The following is an 18680-nucleotide window of genomic DNA, read 5'->3' on the forward strand; positions in this document are numbered from 1 at the left end:
CGGAAGGTGATCGTCCGGAACCCCGGATAGCCTCCTCGCCATGGACATCCTCACCGGACCGCCGGTCGCCGGCTCGGAAGCCGACACGCTGATGGGTGCGCTCGAACGCAATCGCCGTACCTTCGCATGGAAGTGCGGCGGGTTGGACGCGGCCGGGCTGACCAAGCAGCACCCGCCGTCGACCGTGACGCTGGGCGGACTGCTCAAGCACCTCGCACTGGTCGAGGACGAGTACTTCACCGGCCGGCTGCTCGGCCGGCAGCTTGGCGCCCCGTGGGACGCGGTCGACTGGGACGCCGACCCGGACTGGGAATGGCACAGCGCGGCGGAGGACTCGCCCGAGGAGCTCATGGCGTTGTGGGAGGCGTCCGTCGAGCGCTCCCGCTTGGCAGTCGCCGAGGCGCTCGCCACCGGCGGCGTCGACCAGTTGGCCCGATGGACCGGGCGCGACGGGAGCTCGCCGAGCCTGCGCTACATCCTCGTCGACCTGATCGAGGAGTACGCGCGCCATACCGGCCACGCCGACCTGATTCGGGAATCCATCGACGGCCTCACCGGAGAAGGTGTTCCGCAGCCCTAATTGTCGGAAAGCCGACAGTGGTGGGCCGTTGACAGTCGGTGGTCACCTCACGACACGATGAGAGCGCTCTCTCGGGGGGCCGACGTGAGGAGGAACCATGCGCTTCAGAACGCGAATGCTGGCTGTCGTCGCGGCCGCCGCGACCGTGGCCGGCGGCTTGTCGGCGCACGCGGACCGGCCGGCGGATGCTGCGGTGCCGGCAACGATCCCATTGACGATCACGAACAACTCGGGCCGCGGCGACGCCGTCTACCTCTACAACCTGGGCACGAACCTGGCCACCGGTCAGCAGGGCTGGGCCGATGCGAGCGGCACGTTCCACGCCTGGCCGGCCGGCGGCAACCCGCCGACGCCGGCTCCGGACGCGTCGATCGCCGGACCGGGTAACGGCCAGTCCGTCACGATCCAGATGCCGAAGTTCTCCGGCCGGGTCTACTTCTCGTACGGCCAGAAGCTCGTCTTCAAGCTGACCACGGGCGGCCTGGTGCAGCCCGCAGTACAGAATCCGAGCGACCCCAACCGGAACATCCTGTTCAGTTGGTCGGAGTACACGCTCAACGACGGCGGGCTGTGGATCAACAGCACCCAGGTCGACATGTTCTCCGCGCCGTACGCCGTGAGCGTCAACGGGAACACAACCGGCCACCTGAAGGCGGGCGGCTACAACGCGGTCTACAACGCACTCGACGCCAGCGGTTGGGGCGGCCTGATCCAGAAGGCACCCGACGGTTCCGTCCTGCGGGCACTCTCCCCGCTGTACGGCGTCGAGACCGGCGCACTGCCGGCGAGCGCGATGGACGACTACATCAACCGCGTCTGGTCGAAGTACAGCTCGGAGACTCTGACGGTCGCACCGTTCGGCGACCAGCCCAACACGAAATACTTCGGTCGCGTGTCTGGCAACGTCATGAACTTCACCAACAGCTCAGGTGCGGTCGTCACGTCGTTCCAGAAGCCGGACTCGGCCAGCGTGTTCGGCTGCTTCAACCTGCTCGACGCACCGAACGACCAGGTCCGCGGGCCGATCTCCCGCACGCTCTGCGCGGGTTACAACCGCTCCACGCTTCTGACCAACCCGAACCAGCCCGACCCCAGCGACGCGAACTTCTACCGGGACGCCGTCACCAACCAGTACTCGAAGAACATCCACGCCCAGATGGCCGACGGCCGCGCGTACGGGTTCGCCTTCGACGACGTCGGGAACCACGAGGCTCTCGTCCACGACGGCAACCCGCAGCAGGCCGACCTGATCCTCGATCCGTTCAACTGAGGCTTGACTCTTTGGTTCGTTAGTGGCAACTTACCGTTCGTGGGGACTTACGGATCACTCGAAGCGGCGGGACCGGTGCTGGATGCGCTCGGGGATCCGACGCGCCGGGTGATCCTCGAGACGCTGCGGACCGGCGGGCCGTGCTCGGTCGGTGTTCTGGCCGAGCGCGTGCCCGTCAGCCGTCCCGCGATCTCGCAGCACCTGAAGGTGCTCGGGGCGGTCGGCCTGGTGCGGCACGAGTCGCGCGGCACCCGGAACATCTACCGCGTCCACCAATCCGGTCTCGACGAGCTGCGCAACTGGCTCGACCGGTTCTGGGGCGACGCGCTCGATGCGTACGCCGACCACGTCAGGCGGACCGAGGAGGAACGGAAATGACTGTGGAGCAAGACATCTCACCGTTGGTGAAGACCGTTGTGGTGCCAGTCGGCGTCGAGCGGGCGTTCGAGGTATTCACCGCGGAGACGTCGGCGTGGTGGCCGCTGTTCAGCCACTCGGTCGGCGAGGCCGCGGCGAACGAGGTCCGGCTCGAAGGCGCAGTCGGCGGCCGCATCGTCGAGTACGGCGCCGAAGGCGAGCTCGCGACCTGGGGCACGGTGTCGGACTGGGACCCGCCGTCAACGGTCGGCTTCAGCTGGCACCCCGGTGGCGACCCGGCCGAGGCGGGTCAGGTGACCGTCACATTCACCCCGACCGGCGACGGCACCGAAGTACAACTGGTGCACTCCGGCTGGGAACGCCGCGGCGACGGGGCACGCGCCCGCCTCGGCTACGACACGGGCTGGGATTACGTGCTGGGCAAATACGTCGAATTCGCCCGATAGTGGGCAGATGACAGCTCCCGTTGACGCTCGTGCCTTGGAAGCTTCGTTGCGGCCGCATGGTGAATCGGTCATGTTGCCGCGCGAGGCGTATACCGATCCCGCCGTGCTCGCCTGGGAACGCCGGCATTTCTTCGCCGGTACGTGGACCTGCCTCGGCCGCGTCGACGAGTTGTCCGACGGTACGACGCAACGCGAGGTGACGGTCGGCGATATCGCGACGATCGTGACGTTCGGCGAGCGACCGCGGGCGTTCGCCAACACGTGCCGGCATCGCGGTCACGAGCTGCTGCAGCGCGACGAGACGAGCGAGCGGCGTGCGGTGGTGTGCCCGTACCACGGGTGGTCGTACGAGCTCGACGGCTCGGTGAAGGCGGCGCCGCGGATGGGCGACGGCTTCCATACCAAACCGTATGGTCTGGTCGAGTTGCCGGCCGAGGTCTGGCAGGGCTGGCTCTTCGTGAACGCGACCGGTACGGCGACGTCGTTCGCGGATCACGTCGGCGGACTGACCGAGCTGGTCGCGCCGTACGCGCCGGAATCCCTTGTTCTGAAGGCCCGGCACGCGTACGACGTCGCGTCGAACTGGAAGACGATCGTGGAGAACTACCACGAGTGCTACCACTGCCCGCTGATCCACCCCGAGCTGTGCAAGGTGTCGCCGCCGACGTCGGGCGACAACTGGAATCTTCCAGGCGCGTGGGTCGGCGGGCTGATGGACTTGCGACCGGACGCCGAGACGATGTCGCTCGACGGCCGGTCCCACGGGGTACAGCTCGAAGGCGTCGACCCGCGACGAGTGAACTACCTCGGTCTGTTCCCCAACTTGCTGATCTCGCTGCACCCCGACTACGTGATGACGCATCGCATGGAGCCACGTACGCCGAGCCTGACGGCGATCGAGTGCTCCTGGTATTTCCGGCCCGAGGTCAAGGATCCGTCGTACGCCGTGGAGTTCTGGGACATCACGAACCGCGAGGACTGGGCCGCCTGCGAATCGGTCCAGCGCGGCGCCGAGTCCCCGCACTTCCGGCCGGGTCCGCTGTCGCCCGCGGAGGACGCCGTCTACCAGTGGGTGACGATGCTTGCCCGCGGCTACCTCGGCAAACCTCTCAGTACCCCAGCGTGAAGCGCTTCCGATTGTTGGCCGGCTGCTCGAGTTCGTTGATCAGGGCAACCGCGTAGTCCTCGGCGGAGATGTGCTCGCCGATCGGCTCGTCCTGGCCGAGGCGGAACACGCCGGTGCGCTCACCCGGCGCGATCGCGAGGGCCGGGGACAGCATGGTCCAGTTCACGTCGCTCGCACGCAGGTTCTCAAGTGCCTGCGACACCGTCAGAGACTCGTTCTTGTACTCCGCCGGGAAGTCCGGGCTGTCCACCACACGGTTGCCGTTGACAACCAAGCTGCCGGCGCCGCCGACCACGATCAACCGGGTCGCCGTCCCCTGTACCGCGGCGATCAGGTTGTCGACCGCGTCCAGGTAATCCTGGTGATCTCCGCCGGTCCGGCTCGGCCCGATCGCCGCGACCAGCGCGTCCGAGACGGCCGCAAGCTCCTTGGCCGAAGCGACGTCGTCGGCGTTCGCCTGCACCGCGCGGACCTCGGCCGGCAATTCGCCGCCCGACCGGGTGACGCCGGTCACCTCGTGGCCGCGGCTCGCCGCCTCGGCCGCAACCCGGCTCCCGACCATGCCACTTGCTCCGTACACCGCGATCTTCATCGTTGTCCTTTCGTCTGCGATCGCGCCAACGGTATCTATTGGTAACTGGCTACTTCAACGTGCTATAAGTACCTTGTGGTAACCAAAGGGAACGTGTTCGACCCGAACTGCCCGACCCGGGTGATCCTCGACCGGATCGGCGACAAATGGACGGTGCTCGTCGTCCTGCTGCTGCGCGACGGCCCGCTCCGCTTCACCGAGCTCCGCGACGGCATCGGCCGGGTCGCGCCGAAGGTCCTCACCCAAACCTTGCGCCGGATGGAGCGCGACGGCCTCGTCAGCCGCGAGGTCTTCGCCGAGATCCCGCCCCGCGTCGTCTACACGCTGACCCCGATGGGCGCGTCCCTGATCGAGCCGATCAGCGTCCTGACCGACTGGGCAGAGACGCACATGCCCGCGATCAGCAAGGCCCAGACGCAGTACGACGCGGTCTGAACATCACAAGCTCCGCACTGTCGGATTACAGCTCAACCTTTCGGAACCCTTGCCTCATCACACTCCTGACCGGGATGAGACGAGGGGTGTGGGATGGATCCAGGACGGGATCGGGAGTTCGCGGACTTCGTGGACGGGCGGTTCACAGCGCTGCAACGGTTCGGGTACTTGCTGACCGGGGAATGGCATCTAGCCGAGGACCTGGTGCAAACCTCACTCACCAAGGTGTGGTTCCACCGGAACTCGTTGCGCAGCGGGAACGCGCTCGAGAGCTACACCCGCACAGTCATGGTGAACACCAGCACCCAATGGTGGCGCCGCAAGTGGAAGGGTGAGACGCCGACAGAGCATCTCCCCGAGCCCGCAGCGCACTCGTCGGGGCAGTCCTCGGGGCAGTCGGAGTACGGCGTCGTGGACGACCGCGACTTGTTGCTCAGGGCACTCGCCACGCTCCCCCGCCGTACTCGCGCGACGCTGGTCCTGCGGTACTTCGAGGACCTGCCCGAGGCCGAGATCGCCCAGATCATGGGTTGTTCGCTCGGCACCGTGAAGAGCAACGTCTCCCGCGGGCTGGCCAAGCTCCGCGAGCATCACCTGGTCGCCGCCGTCTCCGCCCCTGCCCAGAAGGAGGGCTGAGTCATGACCGAAGACCTGAAGACCCAGTTCAACCAGCTCGTCGCGGACCCGCCGCCCCCGAGCACCGTACCGAGCGAGGCCGTCTTCGCCCGAGTCCGCACGGTACGCCGCCGCCGCACCGCCGGCGTGATCACCGTCGCCGCCGCCGGCGTACTCGCAATAGCTCTTGCCCTAGGCAACGTCACCGACATCGGCGGCGCCCCGCCGGTCACCAACACCCCAGGCGCTCCCAAGTCCGTCATCACCGGCCCGCCGACAGTCGCACCGAAACCCCCGCCACCGATCACGGTGCTCCTGAAGCCCTCGATCAAGGGCCGTACGGTCGGGATGACCGTCACGGTGTCGGGGAGGGCGTACGTCCCAACGGCAATCCCCGAAGGCACGCTATTGCCGGAGGACTCGTTCATGAACCTGTCCGGCGGCACCGACTACTCCTTCGGCGAAGGCGATCCGGGCGGCTCCGACGGCGGTTCGATCGACTGTACGCGGAAGAAGCTGAAGGTCGGGTCCGAGACCTACGTGATCCCGGAGACGCACGTCTTCAAGAAGCCGGGGACCTACAAGTTCACGTACACGATCCGCTACTGCGGCACGAAGGGCTGGTTCCCCACCACTGCGACGACGCAGCTGGTGGTCAGATAGTCCAGGCGTGGTCTGAGGTGCCGGTGGTGGGGAGGCCGGCTGCCTTCAGGTCGGTGCGGAGGTCGCGGGGGAGGGCGAAAGTGAGGCTCTCCTCCGCGGTGGTGACTTCGCGTACGTCGCCGTAGCCGCGTTCGGCGAGCCAGCGCAGTACGTCGCGGACCAGCACCTCCGGGACGCTCGCGCCGCTGCTGACGCCGACCGAGTCGACGCCGTCGAGCCAGGCCTCGTCGATCTCGTCCGCGTAGTCGACCAGGTAGCCGGCCTTCGCGCCGTGCTCGACCGCGACCTCGACCAGGCGTACCGAGTTCGACGAGTTGCGGGAGCCGACGACGATCATCAGGTCGGCCTCAGGAGCAAGCTTCTTCACCGCGGCCTGGCGGTTCTGCGTGGCGTAGCAGATGTCGTCGCTCGGCGGGTCCTGCAAGTGCGGGAAACGCTCGCGCAGGCGGCGTACCGTCTCCATCGTCTCGTCGACGGAGAGCGTGGTCTGCGACAGCCAGACGACCTTCTCGGGGTCGCGGACGGTGACGTTCGGTACGTCGTCCGGCCCGTCGACCAGCGTCACGTGCTCCGGGGCCTCGCCGGACGTGCCGATGACCTCTTCGTGACCCTCGTGACCGATGAGGAGGATGTCGTAGTCGGTCGCGGCGAACCGCTTCGCCTCGTGGTGGACCTTGGTCACCAGCGGGCAGGTCGCGTCGATCGTCTTCAACTGCCGCGCGGCCGCCTCCTCGTGCACCACCGGGGCGACACCGTGCGCGGAGAAGATCACCGTCTCCCCCTCCGGCACCTCGGAGGTCTCGTCGACGAAGATCGCGCCGCGCTTCTGCAGCGTCTGCACGACGTACTTGTTGTGCACGATCTCCTTGCGCACATACACCGGCGGACCGTACAGATCGAGCGCCTTCTCCACCGCGACGACGGCCCGGTCCACGCCCGCGCAGTACCCCCGCGGCGCCGCAAGCAGCACCCGCTTGGTCTCTACGGCGGTCGTCGTACCGGTGTCCTCAGGCTGGCCAGTCACGATCCCCATCGTACGGGCCGGGGCTAACGGTGCAGGCGGGCGTCGGACGTCCGTGCTCTGACCTTGTGAGCAGCATCACGACAAGAGACCTGAAAGGAGCCGTCCGCCCTGTCCGGACGGCTCCCCCGTGGGAGGTGTTACCAGCACGTCAAGTATCTGTCCTGGAGCCCTTGTCCACAAAGGATTTATCGTCTGCCCACGACTGGATCGCGGCGAAATCCGTTGCGGTCAACCCGATCCGAGCATCGACTGGATAGACCAACTGATGGTCACCTGTGAACTCCGTTTCATCGGCCTCGTCATCCACCCAGACGAACGGACGATCGCCTACCCATTCAGCGATGTACGGCGTCTTCCAGGAACCCTTGCGTACCGGCCTGCGATCGGGCCAGGTGATTGTCGGCAGCTCAGGCAGACCGAGGAGAGGACCGAGGAGGCGGTTGGCACCGTGTTCCCAGCTGCTGGCCCAGACCAGGTCGAAGGTGTTCGCGAGTGCGTTGAGTTGCACGCCGTGCTGCTGGTTGAGGAGCAACCGCCACGTTTTCGCACCCTCCGTGATCTCGTGCCGCTCGTAGCCGGGTGGGATTCCGTCGGCGCGGTGCGGGTTGAGCGGGCCGTCGAAATCCAACAGCAAGAGTGGGCGCATTACTCAACGTTAGGGTTTGTCGGTGGTGGGCCGTAGGGTCTTGGGCGTGGCTTTGGAGACGTCGCCGGAAGCACCCGCGGCCGTTCGCACGATCGCGAACGGTATTGCCGGCTGGATCAACCAGCTCGGCGCCGTGTGGGTCGAGGGGCAGCTGACGGACGTCTCGATCGGGCGCGGCACGACGACGGTTTTCGGCACGCTGCGGGACACCGACGCGGACATCTCGCTCCGGTTCACCTGCAATCGGCGGGTGTTCGAGACGGTCGAAGTGCACGACGGCTCGCGGGTTCTCGTCCACGCCAAGCCGAACTTCTTCGCCCGCCGCGGCACGCTCGCGCTCGCCGTCAGCGAGATCCGCCACGTCGGCATCGGTGAGTTGCTGGCGCGGATCGAGCGGCTGAAGCAGCTGCTCGCGGCCGAGGGGCTGTTCGAGCCGTACCGGAAGAAGAAGCTGCCGTTCCTGCCCCACACGATCGGCCTGATCTGCGGGCGCGACTCGGCTGCGGAGCGCGACGTGCTCGAGAACGCCAAGCGGCGTTGGCCCGCGGTCGCGTTCCGGATCGAGTATGCGTCGGTGCAGGGCCCGTCCGCGGCCGGCGAGGTGATGACGGCGCTGCGGAAGCTCGACGCGGATGATTCGGTCGAGGTGATCGTGATTGCGCGCGGCGGCGGTTCTTTGGAGGACCTGCTGCCGTTCTCGGACGAGGGGCTGATCCGGGCGGTTTCGAAGACGAGTACGCCGGTGGTGAGCGCGATCGGGCACGAGCCTGATTCGCCGCTGCTCGACCTGGTCGCGGACCTGCGCGCGTCGACGCCGACCGACGCGGCGAAGCGGATCGTGCCCGACGTACGCGAGGAGCTGGACGGCGTGCGGCTGCTGCGCGAGCGCGGATCGCGCGCGATCAGGTCCTGGCTGGATCGGGAGACGCATGCGCTGGCGGCGATCCGCTCGCGGCCGGCGCTGGCGGCGCCCGTGACGGATCTGCAGCGACGCTCCGATGAAGTCGCCGCGCTGATCGAGCGCAGTCGCCGTACGCTGACGCATCGGCTGGATCGCGCGAGCGACGACATCACGCACCGGCTGGCGAGCGTGCGGGCGTTGTCCCCGAAGGCGACGCTGGAGCGCGGGTACTCCGTGCTCCAGCTGGCGGATGGCACCGCCGTACGGGAAGTGGCGCAGGTGGCGCCCGGTGACGTGCTGCAGGCACGCGTCACCGACGGCCGCTTCGCGGTCGAAGTCAAGTCCGAGGAGAACAAGTGAGCGCCGACCGACCCGAGATGACCTACGAGCAGGCCCGCGAGGAACTCGTCGAGGTAGTCCGCAAACTAGAAGCCGGCGGCACCACCCTCGAAGAATCCCTGGCCCTGTGGGAACGCGGCGAAGAACTAGCCACCACCTGCCAACGCTGGCTCGACGGCGCCCGCGAACGCCTGGCCAAAGCCCAAGCCACCCACGAAGAAAAACCCAACTGACCCTGCTTATTCGTTGCCGTCGTCAACGGTCGGGTCAGCGGCGCTGACCGGCAGCAGGCTGGCTGCAACAGCATGTAGGCCGGACTTCAGGCGGTCCAAGGGGAAGCCCTGCGTGCGGAGGGCGTGGTGGAGGTCGGCTGCTAGGGGGGCTAGTAGGGCGTGGGCGGTGTAGTCGGCGTCGAGGGTGGGGTGGGCTGCTTCGATGAGGTGGGACAGGTGGCGGTGCCAGAGGTGGTACGAGCCGATTCGGTAGCGGGCGCCGTCTGAGGCGTTCTCGCTGTCCATGAAGAGTTCTACGTGGCGGTCCAGGAGATCCAGGTAGGCGTCGAGGAACGCCGTCACGCGGGTGAGCGGCGGCGCGCCGGGGCCGAGTGGGGGCGGACCGGTGAGGATCTTCGCCTGGAGTTCCTGTTCGCGTTCGTCCAGTAGCGCGACCGCCAGGCCGGCACGGTCGCCGAACCGGCGGAAGACCGTGCCCTTCCCCACGCCTGCCTCCGCGGCGATCGCGTCGAGGGAAACGTGCTTCACGCCGTGCTCGGTGAACAGCCGGTCGGCCGCCTCGAGCACGCGCAGCCGGTTGCGCCGCGCGTCCGCACGTTCCGGGCGCGGTTCACCCACCACCGGCAGACCCCGTTGTGAAGCGGACTGCGGTCCGGTACTGTTGTTCATGAGACGGACTGTAGTCCGCTAAGCCTTCAGGAGGAAGCACATGAGCACGACACCAGCCACCGCGACCGTCGCGGTTGCGTATCACTCGGGTTATGGGCACACCGCGAAGCAGGCGGAGGCGGTCGCGGCGGGTGCCGCGTCGGTGCCGGGAACCGTGACGGAGCTCGTTCCGCTCGATGAGCTGACCGAGGGCGTGTGGGAGCGGCTGACCGCGGCGGACGCGATCATCTTCGGCGCGCCGACGTACATGGGGAGTCCGAGTTGGGTGTTCAAGAAGTTCGCCGAGGAGAGCGTGCGGATCTGGGCGGCCGACCTCGGCTGGCGGGACAAGATCGCGGCCGGATTCACCAACTCCAAGGCGATGTCCGGCGACAAGCTGAACAGCCTGGTCGACCTGGCTGTGTTCGCGGCGCAGCACGGAATGATCTGGGTCGGCCTGGACATCTACCCGGGCTGGGCGGAGAGCACCGCGAGCATCGAGGACCTCAACCGCCTCGGCAGCTGGATGGGCGCAATGGCCCAGTCCGACGCGGACCTCTCAGCCGAGAAGGCACCCCCGGCTACCGACCTCCGTACGGCGGCCGCTCTCGGCGCTCGCGTCGCGCAGGTGACGCATCGACACCTCCGAGGAGCCCTGGCCGCGTGAGCACATACCTAAGCCGGGCTGACTGATGACGTGGCTGGTACTGCTCGCGGCAGCGGCGTTCGAGATTGCGTTTGCGCTCAGTCTGAAGCCGAGCGAGGGCTTCAGCCGGTTGTGGCCGACGGCCGGCGTGCTGGTGTTCGGCGTGATCTCGGTCGTGCTGCTCGCGAAGACGCTCGATCGGCTGCCGATCGGCACGGCGTACGCGATCTGGACCGGGCTCGGATCCGTCGGGGTGGTGACGCTCGGCATCATCCTGTTCAACGAGCCGGCCACCCCGGCGCGACTCGCGTGTATCGCGCTGATCGTCGCCGGCATCGTCGGCCTCCGCCTCGCGGGAGCCGAGTAGCGAGCCTGAGCTGAGGGATTCAGCTGGAGGCGTGACGTCGGCGGCGCGGGTGGGTCGCGAGCGGGAGCGGGTGCGTGTCGAGTGGCAGTTCCTCGGCGGCGACGGCCCCGCCCGAGATCATCCGGTGGTACGCCGCCCACGTCGTCGCCCGCGGCGGAATGTTGCCGATGGCATCGACCTTGGTGACGGGGTGGGCGCCGTTGTGGATCGGGTTCCACAGGTCGGAGTCGCTGCGCAGCTCGCGGAGCTCGCCGAACAGCTCCCGCCCGAACCAGCACGGGTAGCTCTCGCCGTCGTCGTACCGCGTGACACCGATCGGGGTAGCCGCCTCGGCGACCAGCGACCACACGGCCGCCGAGGTGATCCCCGGCTGATCACCGAGCAGTACGACGATGCCGTCCGCGCGCCGGTCGACCGCGTCGAGAGCCGGCACGATCGACGAACTGTCGGTGTCGGAGTGCGGCGACTCGACCACCCGGACCCCGTCGAAGTCGATCCGGTCGTGAATCTGCTCGGACGCGCTGCCCAGCGTCACGACCAACTGGTCGAATCCGCAGTCCCGCGCCGATTCCAGCGACGAGCCGAAGAGAGTGCCGCCCTGATAAGCCAACAATTGCCAGGGAGCGCCGAGATGTGGTGAGCCATTTGCGCCCAGTAGGAGGCCCGTCACGAACATCGCCGGATCAACTCCCCGCCCGGGACGGCGTGAGCATGGTGGGCATGACTGCCAGGGCCCTCTCGCTAGTCCCCGAGCGTCAGAAGCCGAGCTTCGATGGAACCCTCTGCTGCGGGCGCGTGTCAACGACCGTCCGGAAAGTGGTCGGGAATGCCCGGAAATTGGTCAGCGTAAGACGGAAGCAAACGCTTCAAGTGCGGGATAACCCGCATTTCCGGTAACGATCGTGGTGACTCCGGAACCGACCAGTATCAAGGCGTTCTCGCCCTTGCGGTCGAGCAGAACCTTGCGCTGCCAGGTGACGCCGGCCACGGTCGACGTACCGTCGTCGGAAGTCCGGCCGAGTTTCTCGGCCAGGAATTTGCCGCCGGTGACATTGGACTGCTCGAGCCCGACGTACTTCTTCTCGGTGGTGACGACGCCCAGGTGCCAGGTCATCGGCTCCTGCTCGGGCTTGCGGAATTCGACGCTGGTCGCGACCCAGCCGGTCGGCATCGGCTCGGGCCCGCGCACCCAGGGGGCGACCGCCTTCGCGTCCTGCAGTTGCGCGGTGTACTCGATCGCCTTGGGCGTCTCGGCCGGCTTCGACCGCCAGGTGACCAGGATCAGGAACGCGACCACCACCAGGCAGATGACCATCGCGAACACCATGTTGCCGACGGTCTGCGACTTCCTTTTGTCCCGTCGGTACGCCTGGCGGTACTCGTTCGCCTCCGCCTGGATCTGGGCGTGTTCGCGCGCCGCAGCCTCGTTGCGAGCACCCTGACCTGTCGAACTCATACGGACAGTGTCTCGCGAGGCGCAATCCGCCCGAACAGCGCCCAGGCTCGTTGGCTACGATCCGTTGGCATGAGCGAGCGCAGCGAGCGACCAATAAGCAGAGCCGACCTGTCGCTCAGGCTGGAGCCGAGCGCCGGCGAGGTGGAAGCATGAGCGACCCGACCAGCCCACCGGCCCACCTGGAGGTCGAGGCGCATGCGCCCGACCGGAACCTCGCCCTCGAGCTGGTCCGGGTCACCGAGGCCGCGGCGATGGCGGCGGGGCGCTGGGTCGGCCGCGGCGACAAGAACGGCGCCGACGGCGCGGCGGTGAACGCGATGCGGACGCTGATCGGCACGGTCGGGATGAACGGCGTGGTGGTGATCGGCGAGGGCGAGAAGGACAACGCCCCGATGCTCTTCAACGGCGAGCAGGTCGGCGCCGGCGAGGGCCCGGAGTGCGATGTCGCGGTCGACCCGGTCGACGGTACGACGCTGGTCGCGAAGGGCATGAACAACGGAATCGCGGTGATGGCGGTCTCCGCGCGGAACTCGATGTACGACCCGTCCGCGGTCTTCTACATGGAGAAGCTCGTCGTCGGACCGGAGGCGGCCGAGGTCGTGGACATCCGGCTCCCGGTCGCGGAGAACATCCGCCGCGTCGCGAAGGCCAAGGGCTCCTCGGTCGACGACGTCACCGTCGTACTGCTGGACCGGCCGCGGCACGACGAGCTGGCCACGCAGATCCGGGCGACCGGCGCGCGGATCAAGTTCATCTCCGACGGCGACGTGGCCGGCGCGGTCGAAGCGGCGCGTCCGGACACCGGCCTGGACATGTTGCTCGGCATCGGCGGCACGCCGGAGGGCATCATCGCCGCCTGTGCGATGAAATGCCTCGGCGGCAAGATCCAGGGCAAGCTCTGGCCGCGCGACGATGCGGAACGGCAGAAGGCGCTCGACGCGGGCCACGACCTGGACCAGGTGCTGGACACCGACGATCTGGTCAGCGGTGACGACTGCTTCTTCGTCGCGACCGGGATCACCGACGGCGAGCTCCTCCGCGGCGTCCGGTACGGACGGTCCACCGCGCGGACCCACTCGCTGGTGATGCGATCGCGCAGCGGCACGATCCGCAGTATCGAGAGCGAGCACCAGCTGTCCAAGCTGCGCGCCTACTCCTCCATCGACTTCGAGCACGCCCGATGAGCGCACCCGTCCTCGTCATCGGCGAGGCCCTTGTCGACATCGTCGGTTCCACTGCCAAAGCCACCACCCGCAACGGGAACGGGAAGGCCAAGGCGATCCCGGGCGGGTTCGCCGCGAACGTCGCCGTCGGACTGGCCAGGATGGGTGTGCCGACCGAGTTGGTGGCGCGCTTCGGCACCGACCAGTACGGCGATCTGCTCGGCGCGCACCTGTTCGGCAACGGGGTTCAGCTCGCTCCTGGGTCGGTCGATCCTGGGTTCCGGACCAGCACCGCAACGGCGACGCTGGACGCCGAGGGCGTGGCGTCGTACCAGTTCGACATGACGTGGGATCCGCCGGCGTTGTCGCTGCGGCGCGGTTGCCCGGCGATCCACACCGGCTCGATCGCGACCATGCTCGAGCCCGGTGCGACGGCGATCCACCGGTTCCTGGAATCGGTCGTCGACCAGCCCGTCACGGTGACGTTCGACCCGAACGCGCGTCCGGCGATCACCCCGGATCCGGTGGCCGCTTGGGCCGCCGTACGGAAGTTCGCCGCGCTGTCCGACCTGGTCAAGCTGAGCGACGAGGACTGCGCGTTCTTCCGTCCGGGGGTGTCGCTTGATGACATCGCGACCGAGCTGCTGACCGAGAAGCGGACGCAGTGCGTGGTCATCACGCGCGGCGGCGAGGGCGCGATCGGCGTCGGCCGCGACGTACGGGTCGAGGTGAAGGCGCCGTCAATCGAGGTGGTCGACACCGTGGGAGCCGGCGACTCGCTGATGGCGGCGCTCATCACCGGTCTGCTCCAGCGTGACTTGCTCGGCGAGCGGCGGCTGGCCGGGCTGACCTCCGAGGACCTGCGCGACGTCGTGGACTACGCGGTGAAGGCGGCTGCGATCACCTGCACGCGGCACGGCGCCGACCCGCCGACCGCGGCCGAGCACACTGCGCGGTGGGGCGCCTGACATGTCGGCGGAGACGTGGACGTCCGAGCTGGAGTCCAAGGGCAGCGTGGTGTTCCTGCCACGCCGCGGCCGGCTGGCGTTCCGGCTGGCCGGCTTCGCGCTGCTGATGGTGCTGTCCGCTTGGACGAACGTCGACCATCTCCGCGCTGACGGTGTCTCCGGTGCGCTCGGCGTACTGCGGCTGACGGCGCTGGCCGCCTTCGTTTACGGTACGGCGCTCACCGCGTGGCAGCTGATCACGAACCGCCCGGTCATCACGGTCAACGCCGAGGGCATTACCCGTGGGCGCAACCTGCCCTGGTCGGGCATCACCAGCATCGATGGGCCGACAGGTCTCCCGCTCGCCCGTACGGTGCAGGTCAACCCGGCGGACCGGCGTACCCGGCCGATCTCCATCCCGCAGGACAACGTCGAGGACCTGGAAGCCCTGACGCCCTGGCTGCGGTCACTCCTGGATCAGCACCGCGACTAGGTCAGGGTGCTGCGGACTGCACTGAGGTGGGCGCGGGAGCGTGCCGCGGCGAGGTCGGGATCCTGGAGACGGATTGCTTCGGCGATCGCCGCGTGGGCGGCCTGGTCGTTGCGGTGGCGGTGCTGGTCGTCGAGCTTCAGCATGTCGATCATCGCCCGCCGGATCCGCGGTGCGAACGAGTCGAACAGCTCCGTGAGTACGGCGTTGTGCGCGGCGACCACGACCGCGCGATGGAACGCCATATCGGCCTCGATGTACCAGTCGTCGGGCGCGCTCAGCGCCGCACGCTTGCGGTCCGTCAGCGTGTAGCGGAAGTTCTTCAGGTCGGCCGGGGTACGACGGGACGCCGCGAGCCGGGCGCCTTCGGTCTCGATCGCGAGCCGGCCCTCGAGTACGTCGGTGATATCGGCCTTCCGTAGCACCTTGTCCCAGTCCTCGGCGGCCTGTAGCGCGATGACGAACACGCCCGCGCCCTGACGGCTCTCGAGCACGCGGCGGCCGGCGAGTTCGCGCACGGCCTCGCGGATCGTCGACCGGCCCACGCCGAGCTGCGTGGCCAGCGTGGTCTCGCCGGGAAGCTTGGCGCCGACCGTCCACTCACCACTTCCGATCCGGCGCAACAGCTCCTCAGCGGCCTGCTCGGCCAGCGGGTGACGACGAATCATCGGACCATTCTACGAGACCTCAGGTTGTCAGGTTGTCTGAGGAGTTGGTAGCGTGCTCGGCATGCGCAAGCTTTCGGGTCTCCTCCTTCTTGGCCGCCACGGCGGGAGCTGATTCGACCGGCGCTCCCTCCGTGGAGTGCTCTCGCCCGCCGGTCCTCCCATCGCTCCGGAAGGACCACCCGCTGATGAACCGGCAACTGCCCTCCCCCATGCCCAGCCACCGCTACCGCGACATCTTCGCCAAGGTCCCGGTCGCGCCGGTCGACCGCACCTGGCCGGACCGCCGGATCACCACCGCACCGCTGTGGGTGCCGGTCGATCTCCGCGACGGCAACCAGGCGCTGGCCGAGCCGATGGATCCTTCGCGCAAGCGGAAGTTCTTCGAGCTGATGGTTGCCATCGGCTACAAAGAGATCGAGGTCGGGTACCCGTCCGCGTCACAGACCGACTTCGATTTCGTGCGATTGCTCGCCGAGTCGGATCTCGTGCCGGCCGACGTCACCATCGTCGTGTTCACGCCGGCCCGGGCGGATCTGATCGCGCGGACGGTCGAGTCCGTCGCCGGGATGCGCGGCGACGTGGTGATCCACATGTACGCCGCGACCGCGCCGACGTGGCGGGACGTCGTACTGCGTCGTACGCGGGACGAGCTGGCGTCGATGATCTACGCGGGGTCCGAGGAGATCCTGCGGCTGGCGGGCGATTCCGTGCGGTTCCAGTTCTCGCCCGAGGTGTACAACCTGACCGAGCCGGACTATGTGCTGGAGTTGGCGGATCACCTCACCAAGCAGTGGGACGCGACGCCGGAGCGGCCGGTGATCATGAACCTGCCGGCGACGGTCGAGGTCGCGACGCCGAACGTGTACGCCGACCAGATCGAGTACATGCACCAGAACCTGCCTCGCCGCGACGGGGTGATCCTGTCGGTGCATCCGCACAACGATCGCGGTACCGGCATCGCCTGCGCCGAGCTCGCCGTACTCGCCGGTGCGCAGCGGGTCGAGGGCTGCATCTTCGGCAACGGCGAACGCACCGGGAACGTGGACATCGCGACGCTCGCCCTCAACCTGCACGCGCAGGGCGTCGACCCGATGGTCGACTTCTCCGACATCGACCGGATCCGGGACGTGGTCGAGTACTGCACGCGCATGCCGATCCACCCGCGGCATCCGTACGTCGGGGAGCTCGTCTACACGGCCTTCTCCGGGACGCACCAGGACGCGATCCGCAAGGGTTTCGCCGTACAGGACGACGGCTTCTGGGACGTGCCTTACCTGCCGATCGATCCGGCTGACGTCGGGCGCGGATACGAGGCCGTCGTCCGGGTCAACAGCCAGTCGGGTAAGGGTGGGATCGCGCACGTGCTGGAGTCTGTGTACGGCGTACGGCTGTCGGCTGCACAGGAGCGGGAGTTCGCGCAGCATGTGCAGCGGCGTACGGACGAGACCGGGCGCGAGGCAAGCCCGGAGGAGCTGAAGGCGTTGTACGAGGAGGTTTACGGGTGCTCGAACTGAAAGATGTCGACTTCGTCCGGGACGGCAAACTGCTGCTGTCCGGGGTGTCGCTGACCGTCGGCGAAGGTGAGCGGTGGGCTCTGCTCGGGCCGAACGGCGCGGGCAAGAGCACGATGCTCGGCCTCTGTGGCGCCGTCACGCACCCCACCCGCGGCACGGTCGAGATCCTCGGGAAGCGACTCGGCACGGTCGACATCCGTACCCTGCGCGAGTCCATCGGTCACGTCAATCCGAGGCACGCGCTGCGCTCGCCGCTCTCCATCGTCGACGTCGTCCTCACCGGTCTGACGGGCACCATCGAACGCATGCCCCGCTGGGAACCGACGCCCGCGCAAACAGCTCGCGCCTTGGAGCTGATCGACCTGCTGGGGGTCAGCAACTTGGCCCACTCCCCCTGGACCACTCTCTCCCAAGGCGAATGCGGCCGAGCCCTCATCGCCCGAGCTTTGATTGCCGACCCTCGATTGCTGCTCCTGGACGAGCCGTCAACCGGCCTCGACGTAGCCGCCCGCGAACAACTACTCGAAACCCTCGACCACATCCACACCACTCACCCCCACCTCGCCTGGCTCCTCGTCACCCACCACCTGGAGGAGCTCCCTACCTGCACCACTCACGCCACCCTCATCCGCGAAGGCCGCATACTCGCCGCCGGCCCGGTAGACGACGTGGTCACCACCCCGCTGATCTCCGAGACCTTCGCCCACCCGATCCAGATCAACCGCCACGCCGGCCGCTGGACCGCCACCGCCCGGCGAGGAACCCGATCAGGCTGAGCAACCCCAGTCCGGCACACCCGGCGGAGAGCCAGAACCAGAACGAGGCATCCGACCGTGCGGACTCCACGGTCCACACACATCGCCCGGCGGCGGGCCGGGTGACGACGTACTCGACCGGAACGACCTCACCGACCGCGAGGAAGTGCTCGCCGGGGTCCCGGCCGGTTTCGATGACGTAGTCCGCACCTGCGACGGAGTACCGGATGTCGACCGAACCGGAGCCCTTCTCCCACCACGCGGGCTCATGCACGGTGACCACCGTCCCGCTGGTCGTCGCGGTCGGCCCGTCCCACGGCCGCGCCAGCTGCCGGTGGTGCACCCACAGGCCCCCGAACGCCAGCGTCATCAACACGAAGAAAAGCACGAGGCTCACGGGTACGAGCGGTTCGCCGCGCCCTCGCCATCCGAGGGACGCGGCGGCGTGTCTGCCGGCCGGCTTCTCGCCGGTCGCCGTCTCGAGGGGGCTGACCCCTCGGACCCAGAGGACCGCCACCACAACCAGACTCAGCAACAGCCAGGCGATCAGGACGCCGCCACCGATCAGCGCCCCGATTCCGGCTGCGTCGCCGACCGAACTCTGGCTCGCAACTCCCACCAGGGCACCGACGCCGGCACCGACGGCTCCACACAGCACGATCGCCGCGACCGACGCGACAGAGGCCAGGGGCGAGCCGGAGTCCAGGAACGCATACGCCGCCGCCGGCCCACGCACAAACCCCCAGCTGAGCACCACCCTGAGCCGCCCCATGACCCA

General features: G+C 68.1%; 25 protein-coding genes. 17 read left to right on the forward strand and 8 right to left on the reverse strand.

Annotation, left to right across the window (positions count from 1 at the left end; translation table 11 throughout):
• The first annotated feature begins 40 nt into the window (after nt 1–40).
• From EV645_RS05150 to EV645_RS05170, 5 genes are all read left to right on the forward strand, one after another.
• Entirely contained in the window at nt 41–580 is a 540-nt protein-coding gene (locus tag EV645_RS05150) for a DinB family protein (RefSeq protein WP_130440247.1), read from the forward strand.
• Between the two features lie 97 nt (nt 581–677).
• On the forward strand, nt 678–1850 hold the full coding sequence (locus EV645_RS05155) for a glycoside hydrolase family 64 protein (RefSeq protein ID WP_130440249.1): 1173 nt from the start codon (nt 678–680) through the stop codon (nt 1848–1850).
• Between the two features lie 39 nt (nt 1851–1889).
• Complete coding sequence (locus EV645_RS05160) at nt 1890–2228, forward strand: ArsR/SmtB family transcription factor (RefSeq protein WP_130440251.1); 339 nt, start codon at nt 1890–1892, stop codon at nt 2226–2228.
• A complete protein-coding gene (locus EV645_RS05165) occupies nt 2225–2674 on the forward strand; it encodes an SRPBCC domain-containing protein (protein ID WP_130440253.1) in 450 nt (149 codons plus the stop codon). The genes EV645_RS05160 and EV645_RS05165 overlap by 4 nt, the downstream gene beginning before the upstream one ends.
• Before the next feature lie 7 nt (nt 2675–2681).
• A complete protein-coding gene (locus tag EV645_RS05170; protein WP_130440255.1) occupies nt 2682–3800 on the forward strand; it encodes an aromatic ring-hydroxylating oxygenase subunit alpha in 1119 nt (372 codons plus the stop codon).
• On the opposite strand, the gene EV645_RS05175 is transcribed toward EV645_RS05170, so the two are convergent.
• Entirely contained in the window at nt 3784–4392 is a 609-nt protein-coding gene (locus EV645_RS05175; RefSeq protein WP_130440257.1) for an NAD(P)-dependent oxidoreductase, read from the reverse strand. The two genes, EV645_RS05170 and EV645_RS05175, sit on opposite strands and share 17 nt — an antisense overlap.
• A 75-nt stretch (nt 4393–4467) precedes the next feature.
• Between EV645_RS05175 and EV645_RS05180 the strand changes: the two genes are divergently transcribed.
• The 3 genes from EV645_RS05180 to EV645_RS05190 all read left to right on the forward strand — a co-directional run bounded on the left by EV645_RS05180 (nt 4468) and on the right by EV645_RS05190 (nt 6105).
• A complete protein-coding gene (locus EV645_RS05180) occupies nt 4468–4827 on the forward strand; it encodes a winged helix-turn-helix transcriptional regulator (RefSeq protein ID WP_130440258.1) in 360 nt (119 codons plus the stop codon).
• Nucleotides 4828–4920: 93 nt separating this feature from the next.
• Nucleotides 4921–5463 carry a SigE family RNA polymerase sigma factor gene (locus EV645_RS05185; protein ID WP_130440260.1) on the forward strand — a complete coding sequence of 181 codons (543 nt, stop codon included), beginning with the start codon at nt 4921–4923 and terminating at the stop codon, nt 5461–5463.
• Between the two features lie 3 nt (nt 5464–5466).
• Nucleotides 5467–6105: a hypothetical protein gene (locus EV645_RS05190; protein WP_130440262.1), complete on the forward strand. Its 639-nt coding sequence runs from the start codon at nt 5467–5469 to the stop codon at nt 6103–6105.
• Here EV645_RS05190 and EV645_RS05195 read toward each other — a convergent pair.
• Both EV645_RS05195 and EV645_RS05200 read right to left on the reverse strand, forming a co-directional pair.
• The gene (locus EV645_RS05195; RefSeq protein WP_130440264.1) at nt 6098–7138 is read right to left on the reverse strand and encodes a 4-hydroxy-3-methylbut-2-enyl diphosphate reductase; all 1041 of its coding nucleotides are present in this window, start codon (nt 7136–7138) and stop codon (nt 6098–6100) included. The genes EV645_RS05190 and EV645_RS05195 overlap by 8 nt on opposite strands.
• A 139-nt stretch (nt 7139–7277) precedes the next feature.
• The gene (locus EV645_RS05200; RefSeq protein WP_130440266.1) at nt 7278–7775 is read right to left on the reverse strand and encodes an HAD domain-containing protein; all 498 of its coding nucleotides are present in this window, start codon (nt 7773–7775) and stop codon (nt 7278–7280) included.
• A gap of 46 nt (nt 7776–7821) precedes the next feature.
• Between EV645_RS05200 and xseA the strand changes: the two genes are divergently transcribed.
• Nucleotides 7822–9036, forward strand: coding sequence for an exodeoxyribonuclease VII large subunit (gene xseA / locus EV645_RS05205; protein WP_130440268.1), 1215 nt, complete (start codon nt 7822–7824; stop codon nt 9034–9036).
• A 17-nt stretch (nt 9037–9053) separates the two neighbouring features.
• Nucleotides 9054–9248 (forward strand): exodeoxyribonuclease VII small subunit, encoded by a 195-nt coding sequence (locus EV645_RS05210; RefSeq protein ID WP_242000381.1) that lies wholly within the window; start codon nt 9054–9056, stop codon nt 9246–9248.
• A 6-nt stretch (nt 9249–9254) separates the two neighbouring features.
• On the opposite strand, the gene EV645_RS05215 is transcribed toward EV645_RS05210, so the two are convergent.
• A complete protein-coding gene (locus tag EV645_RS05215) occupies nt 9255–9917 on the reverse strand; it encodes a TetR/AcrR family transcriptional regulator (RefSeq protein WP_130440272.1) in 663 nt (220 codons plus the stop codon).
• Nucleotides 9918–9957: 40 nt separating this feature from the next.
• On the opposite strand from EV645_RS05215, the gene EV645_RS05220 reads away from it, so the two are divergent.
• Both EV645_RS05220 and EV645_RS05225 read left to right on the forward strand, forming a co-directional pair.
• Nucleotides 9958–10563: a flavodoxin family protein gene (locus EV645_RS05220; RefSeq protein WP_130440274.1), complete on the forward strand. Its 606-nt coding sequence runs from the start codon at nt 9958–9960 to the stop codon at nt 10561–10563.
• A 25-nt stretch (nt 10564–10588) separates the two neighbouring features.
• Complete coding sequence (locus EV645_RS05225; RefSeq protein ID WP_130440276.1) at nt 10589–10909, forward strand: DMT family transporter; 321 nt, start codon at nt 10589–10591, stop codon at nt 10907–10909.
• A 19-nt stretch (nt 10910–10928) separates the two neighbouring features.
• On the opposite strand, the gene EV645_RS05230 is transcribed toward EV645_RS05225, so the two are convergent.
• Nucleotides 10929–11585 carry a nucleotidyltransferase family protein gene (locus EV645_RS05230; protein WP_130440278.1) on the reverse strand — a complete coding sequence of 219 codons (657 nt, stop codon included), beginning with the start codon at nt 11583–11585 and terminating at the stop codon, nt 10929–10931.
• Between the two features lie 165 nt (nt 11586–11750).
• Complete coding sequence (locus tag EV645_RS05235; RefSeq protein WP_130440280.1) at nt 11751–12365, reverse strand: DUF4245 domain-containing protein; 615 nt, start codon at nt 12363–12365, stop codon at nt 11751–11753.
• A 149-nt stretch (nt 12366–12514) separates the two neighbouring features.
• Between EV645_RS05235 and glpX the strand changes: the two genes are divergently transcribed.
• From glpX to EV645_RS05250, 3 genes are read left to right on the forward strand one after another with little or no spacing between them, the layout of a single operon-like run.
• Nucleotides 12515–13549: a class II fructose-bisphosphatase gene (gene glpX, locus EV645_RS05240; RefSeq protein ID WP_130440282.1), complete on the forward strand. Its 1035-nt coding sequence runs from the start codon at nt 12515–12517 to the stop codon at nt 13547–13549.
• Complete coding sequence (locus tag EV645_RS05245; RefSeq protein WP_130440284.1) at nt 13546–14496, forward strand: carbohydrate kinase family protein; 951 nt, start codon at nt 13546–13548, stop codon at nt 14494–14496. Before glpX ends, EV645_RS05245 begins: the two co-directional genes overlap by 4 nt.
• A 1-nt stretch (nt 14497) precedes the next feature.
• Nucleotides 14498–14968: a hypothetical protein gene (locus EV645_RS05250; protein ID WP_130440286.1), complete on the forward strand. Its 471-nt coding sequence runs from the start codon at nt 14498–14500 to the stop codon at nt 14966–14968.
• On the opposite strand, the gene EV645_RS05255 is transcribed toward EV645_RS05250, so the two are convergent.
• A complete protein-coding gene (locus tag EV645_RS05255; protein WP_130440288.1) occupies nt 14965–15633 on the reverse strand; it encodes a FadR/GntR family transcriptional regulator in 669 nt (222 codons plus the stop codon). The two genes, EV645_RS05250 and EV645_RS05255, sit on opposite strands and share 4 nt — an antisense overlap.
• A 185-nt stretch (nt 15634–15818) precedes the next feature.
• On the opposite strand from EV645_RS05255, the gene EV645_RS05260 reads away from it, so the two are divergent.
• Entirely contained in the window at nt 15819–17147 is a 1329-nt protein-coding gene (locus EV645_RS05260; RefSeq protein WP_242000222.1) for a 2-isopropylmalate synthase, read from the forward strand.
• On the forward strand, nt 17135–17923 hold the full coding sequence (locus tag EV645_RS05265; protein WP_130440290.1) for an ABC transporter ATP-binding protein: 789 nt from the start codon (nt 17135–17137) through the stop codon (nt 17921–17923). The genes EV645_RS05260 and EV645_RS05265 overlap by 13 nt, the downstream gene beginning before the upstream one ends.
• Here the strand turns inward: EV645_RS05265 and EV645_RS05270 are convergent.
• On the reverse strand, nt 17865–18674 hold the full coding sequence (locus EV645_RS05270) for a hypothetical protein (protein ID WP_130440292.1): 810 nt from the start codon (nt 18672–18674) through the stop codon (nt 17865–17867). The two genes, EV645_RS05265 and EV645_RS05270, sit on opposite strands and share 59 nt — an antisense overlap.
• Nucleotides 18675–18680: the final 6 nt, after the last annotated feature.

This window comes from Kribbella rubisoli, from assembly GCF_004217145.1.
Taxonomy (GTDB): domain Bacteria; phylum Actinomycetota; class Actinomycetes; order Propionibacteriales; family Kribbellaceae; genus Kribbella; species Kribbella rubisoli.

What these genes read in the sequence shown, in the direction of transcription:
- EV645_RS05245 (WP_130440284.1), top strand. Translation starts at nt 13,546, where the DNA reads ATGAGCGCACCCGTCCTCGTCATCGGCGAGGCCCTTGTCGACATCGTC.
- EV645_RS05270 (WP_130440292.1), bottom strand. Translation starts at nt 18,674, where the DNA reads ATGGGGCGGCTCAGGGTGGTGCTCAGCTGGGGGTTTGTGCGTGGGCCG.
- glpX (WP_130440282.1), top strand. Translation starts at nt 12,515, where the DNA reads ATGAGCGACCCGACCAGCCCACCGGCCCACCTGGAGGTCGAGGCGCAT.
- EV645_RS05250 (WP_130440286.1), top strand. Translation starts at nt 14,498, where the DNA reads ATGTCGGCGGAGACGTGGACGTCCGAGCTGGAGTCCAAGGGCAGCGTG.
- EV645_RS05170 (WP_130440255.1), top strand. Translation starts at nt 2,682, where the DNA reads ATGACAGCTCCCGTTGACGCTCGTGCCTTGGAAGCTTCGTTGCGGCCG.
- EV645_RS05225 (WP_130440276.1), top strand. Translation starts at nt 10,589, where the DNA reads ATGACGTGGCTGGTACTGCTCGCGGCAGCGGCGTTCGAGATTGCGTTT.
- EV645_RS05200 (WP_130440266.1), bottom strand. Translation starts at nt 7,775, where the DNA reads ATGCGCCCACTCTTGCTGTTGGATTTCGACGGCCCGCTCAACCCGCAC.
- EV645_RS05210 (WP_242000381.1), top strand. Translation starts at nt 9,054, where the DNA reads ATGACCTACGAGCAGGCCCGCGAGGAACTCGTCGAGGTAGTCCGCAAA.
- EV645_RS05235 (WP_130440280.1), bottom strand. Translation starts at nt 12,365, where the DNA reads ATGAGTTCGACAGGTCAGGGTGCTCGCAACGAGGCTGCGGCGCGCGAA.
- EV645_RS05175 (WP_130440257.1), bottom strand. Translation starts at nt 4,392, where the DNA reads ATGAAGATCGCGGTGTACGGAGCAAGTGGCATGGTCGGGAGCCGGGTT.
- EV645_RS05215 (WP_130440272.1), bottom strand. Translation starts at nt 9,917, where the DNA reads ATGAACAACAGTACCGGACCGCAGTCCGCTTCACAACGGGGTCTGCCG.
- EV645_RS05220 (WP_130440274.1), top strand. Translation starts at nt 9,958, where the DNA reads ATGAGCACGACACCAGCCACCGCGACCGTCGCGGTTGCGTATCACTCG.
- EV645_RS05255 (WP_130440288.1), bottom strand. Translation starts at nt 15,633, where the DNA reads ATGATTCGTCGTCACCCGCTGGCCGAGCAGGCCGCTGAGGAGCTGTTG.
- EV645_RS05150 (WP_130440247.1), top strand. Translation starts at nt 41, where the DNA reads ATGGACATCCTCACCGGACCGCCGGTCGCCGGCTCGGAAGCCGACACG.
- EV645_RS05155 (WP_130440249.1), top strand. Translation starts at nt 678, where the DNA reads ATGCGCTTCAGAACGCGAATGCTGGCTGTCGTCGCGGCCGCCGCGACC.
- EV645_RS05230 (WP_130440278.1), bottom strand. Translation starts at nt 11,585, where the DNA reads ATGTTCGTGACGGGCCTCCTACTGGGCGCAAATGGCTCACCACATCTC.
- EV645_RS05190 (WP_130440262.1), top strand. Translation starts at nt 5,467, where the DNA reads ATGACCGAAGACCTGAAGACCCAGTTCAACCAGCTCGTCGCGGACCCG.
- EV645_RS05195 (WP_130440264.1), bottom strand. Translation starts at nt 7,138, where the DNA reads ATGGGGATCGTGACTGGCCAGCCTGAGGACACCGGTACGACGACCGCC.
- EV645_RS05260 (WP_242000222.1), top strand. Translation starts at nt 15,819, where the DNA reads ATGAACCGGCAACTGCCCTCCCCCATGCCCAGCCACCGCTACCGCGAC.
- EV645_RS05185 (WP_130440260.1), top strand. Translation starts at nt 4,921, where the DNA reads ATGGATCCAGGACGGGATCGGGAGTTCGCGGACTTCGTGGACGGGCGG.
- EV645_RS05165 (WP_130440253.1), top strand. Translation starts at nt 2,225, where the DNA reads ATGACTGTGGAGCAAGACATCTCACCGTTGGTGAAGACCGTTGTGGTG.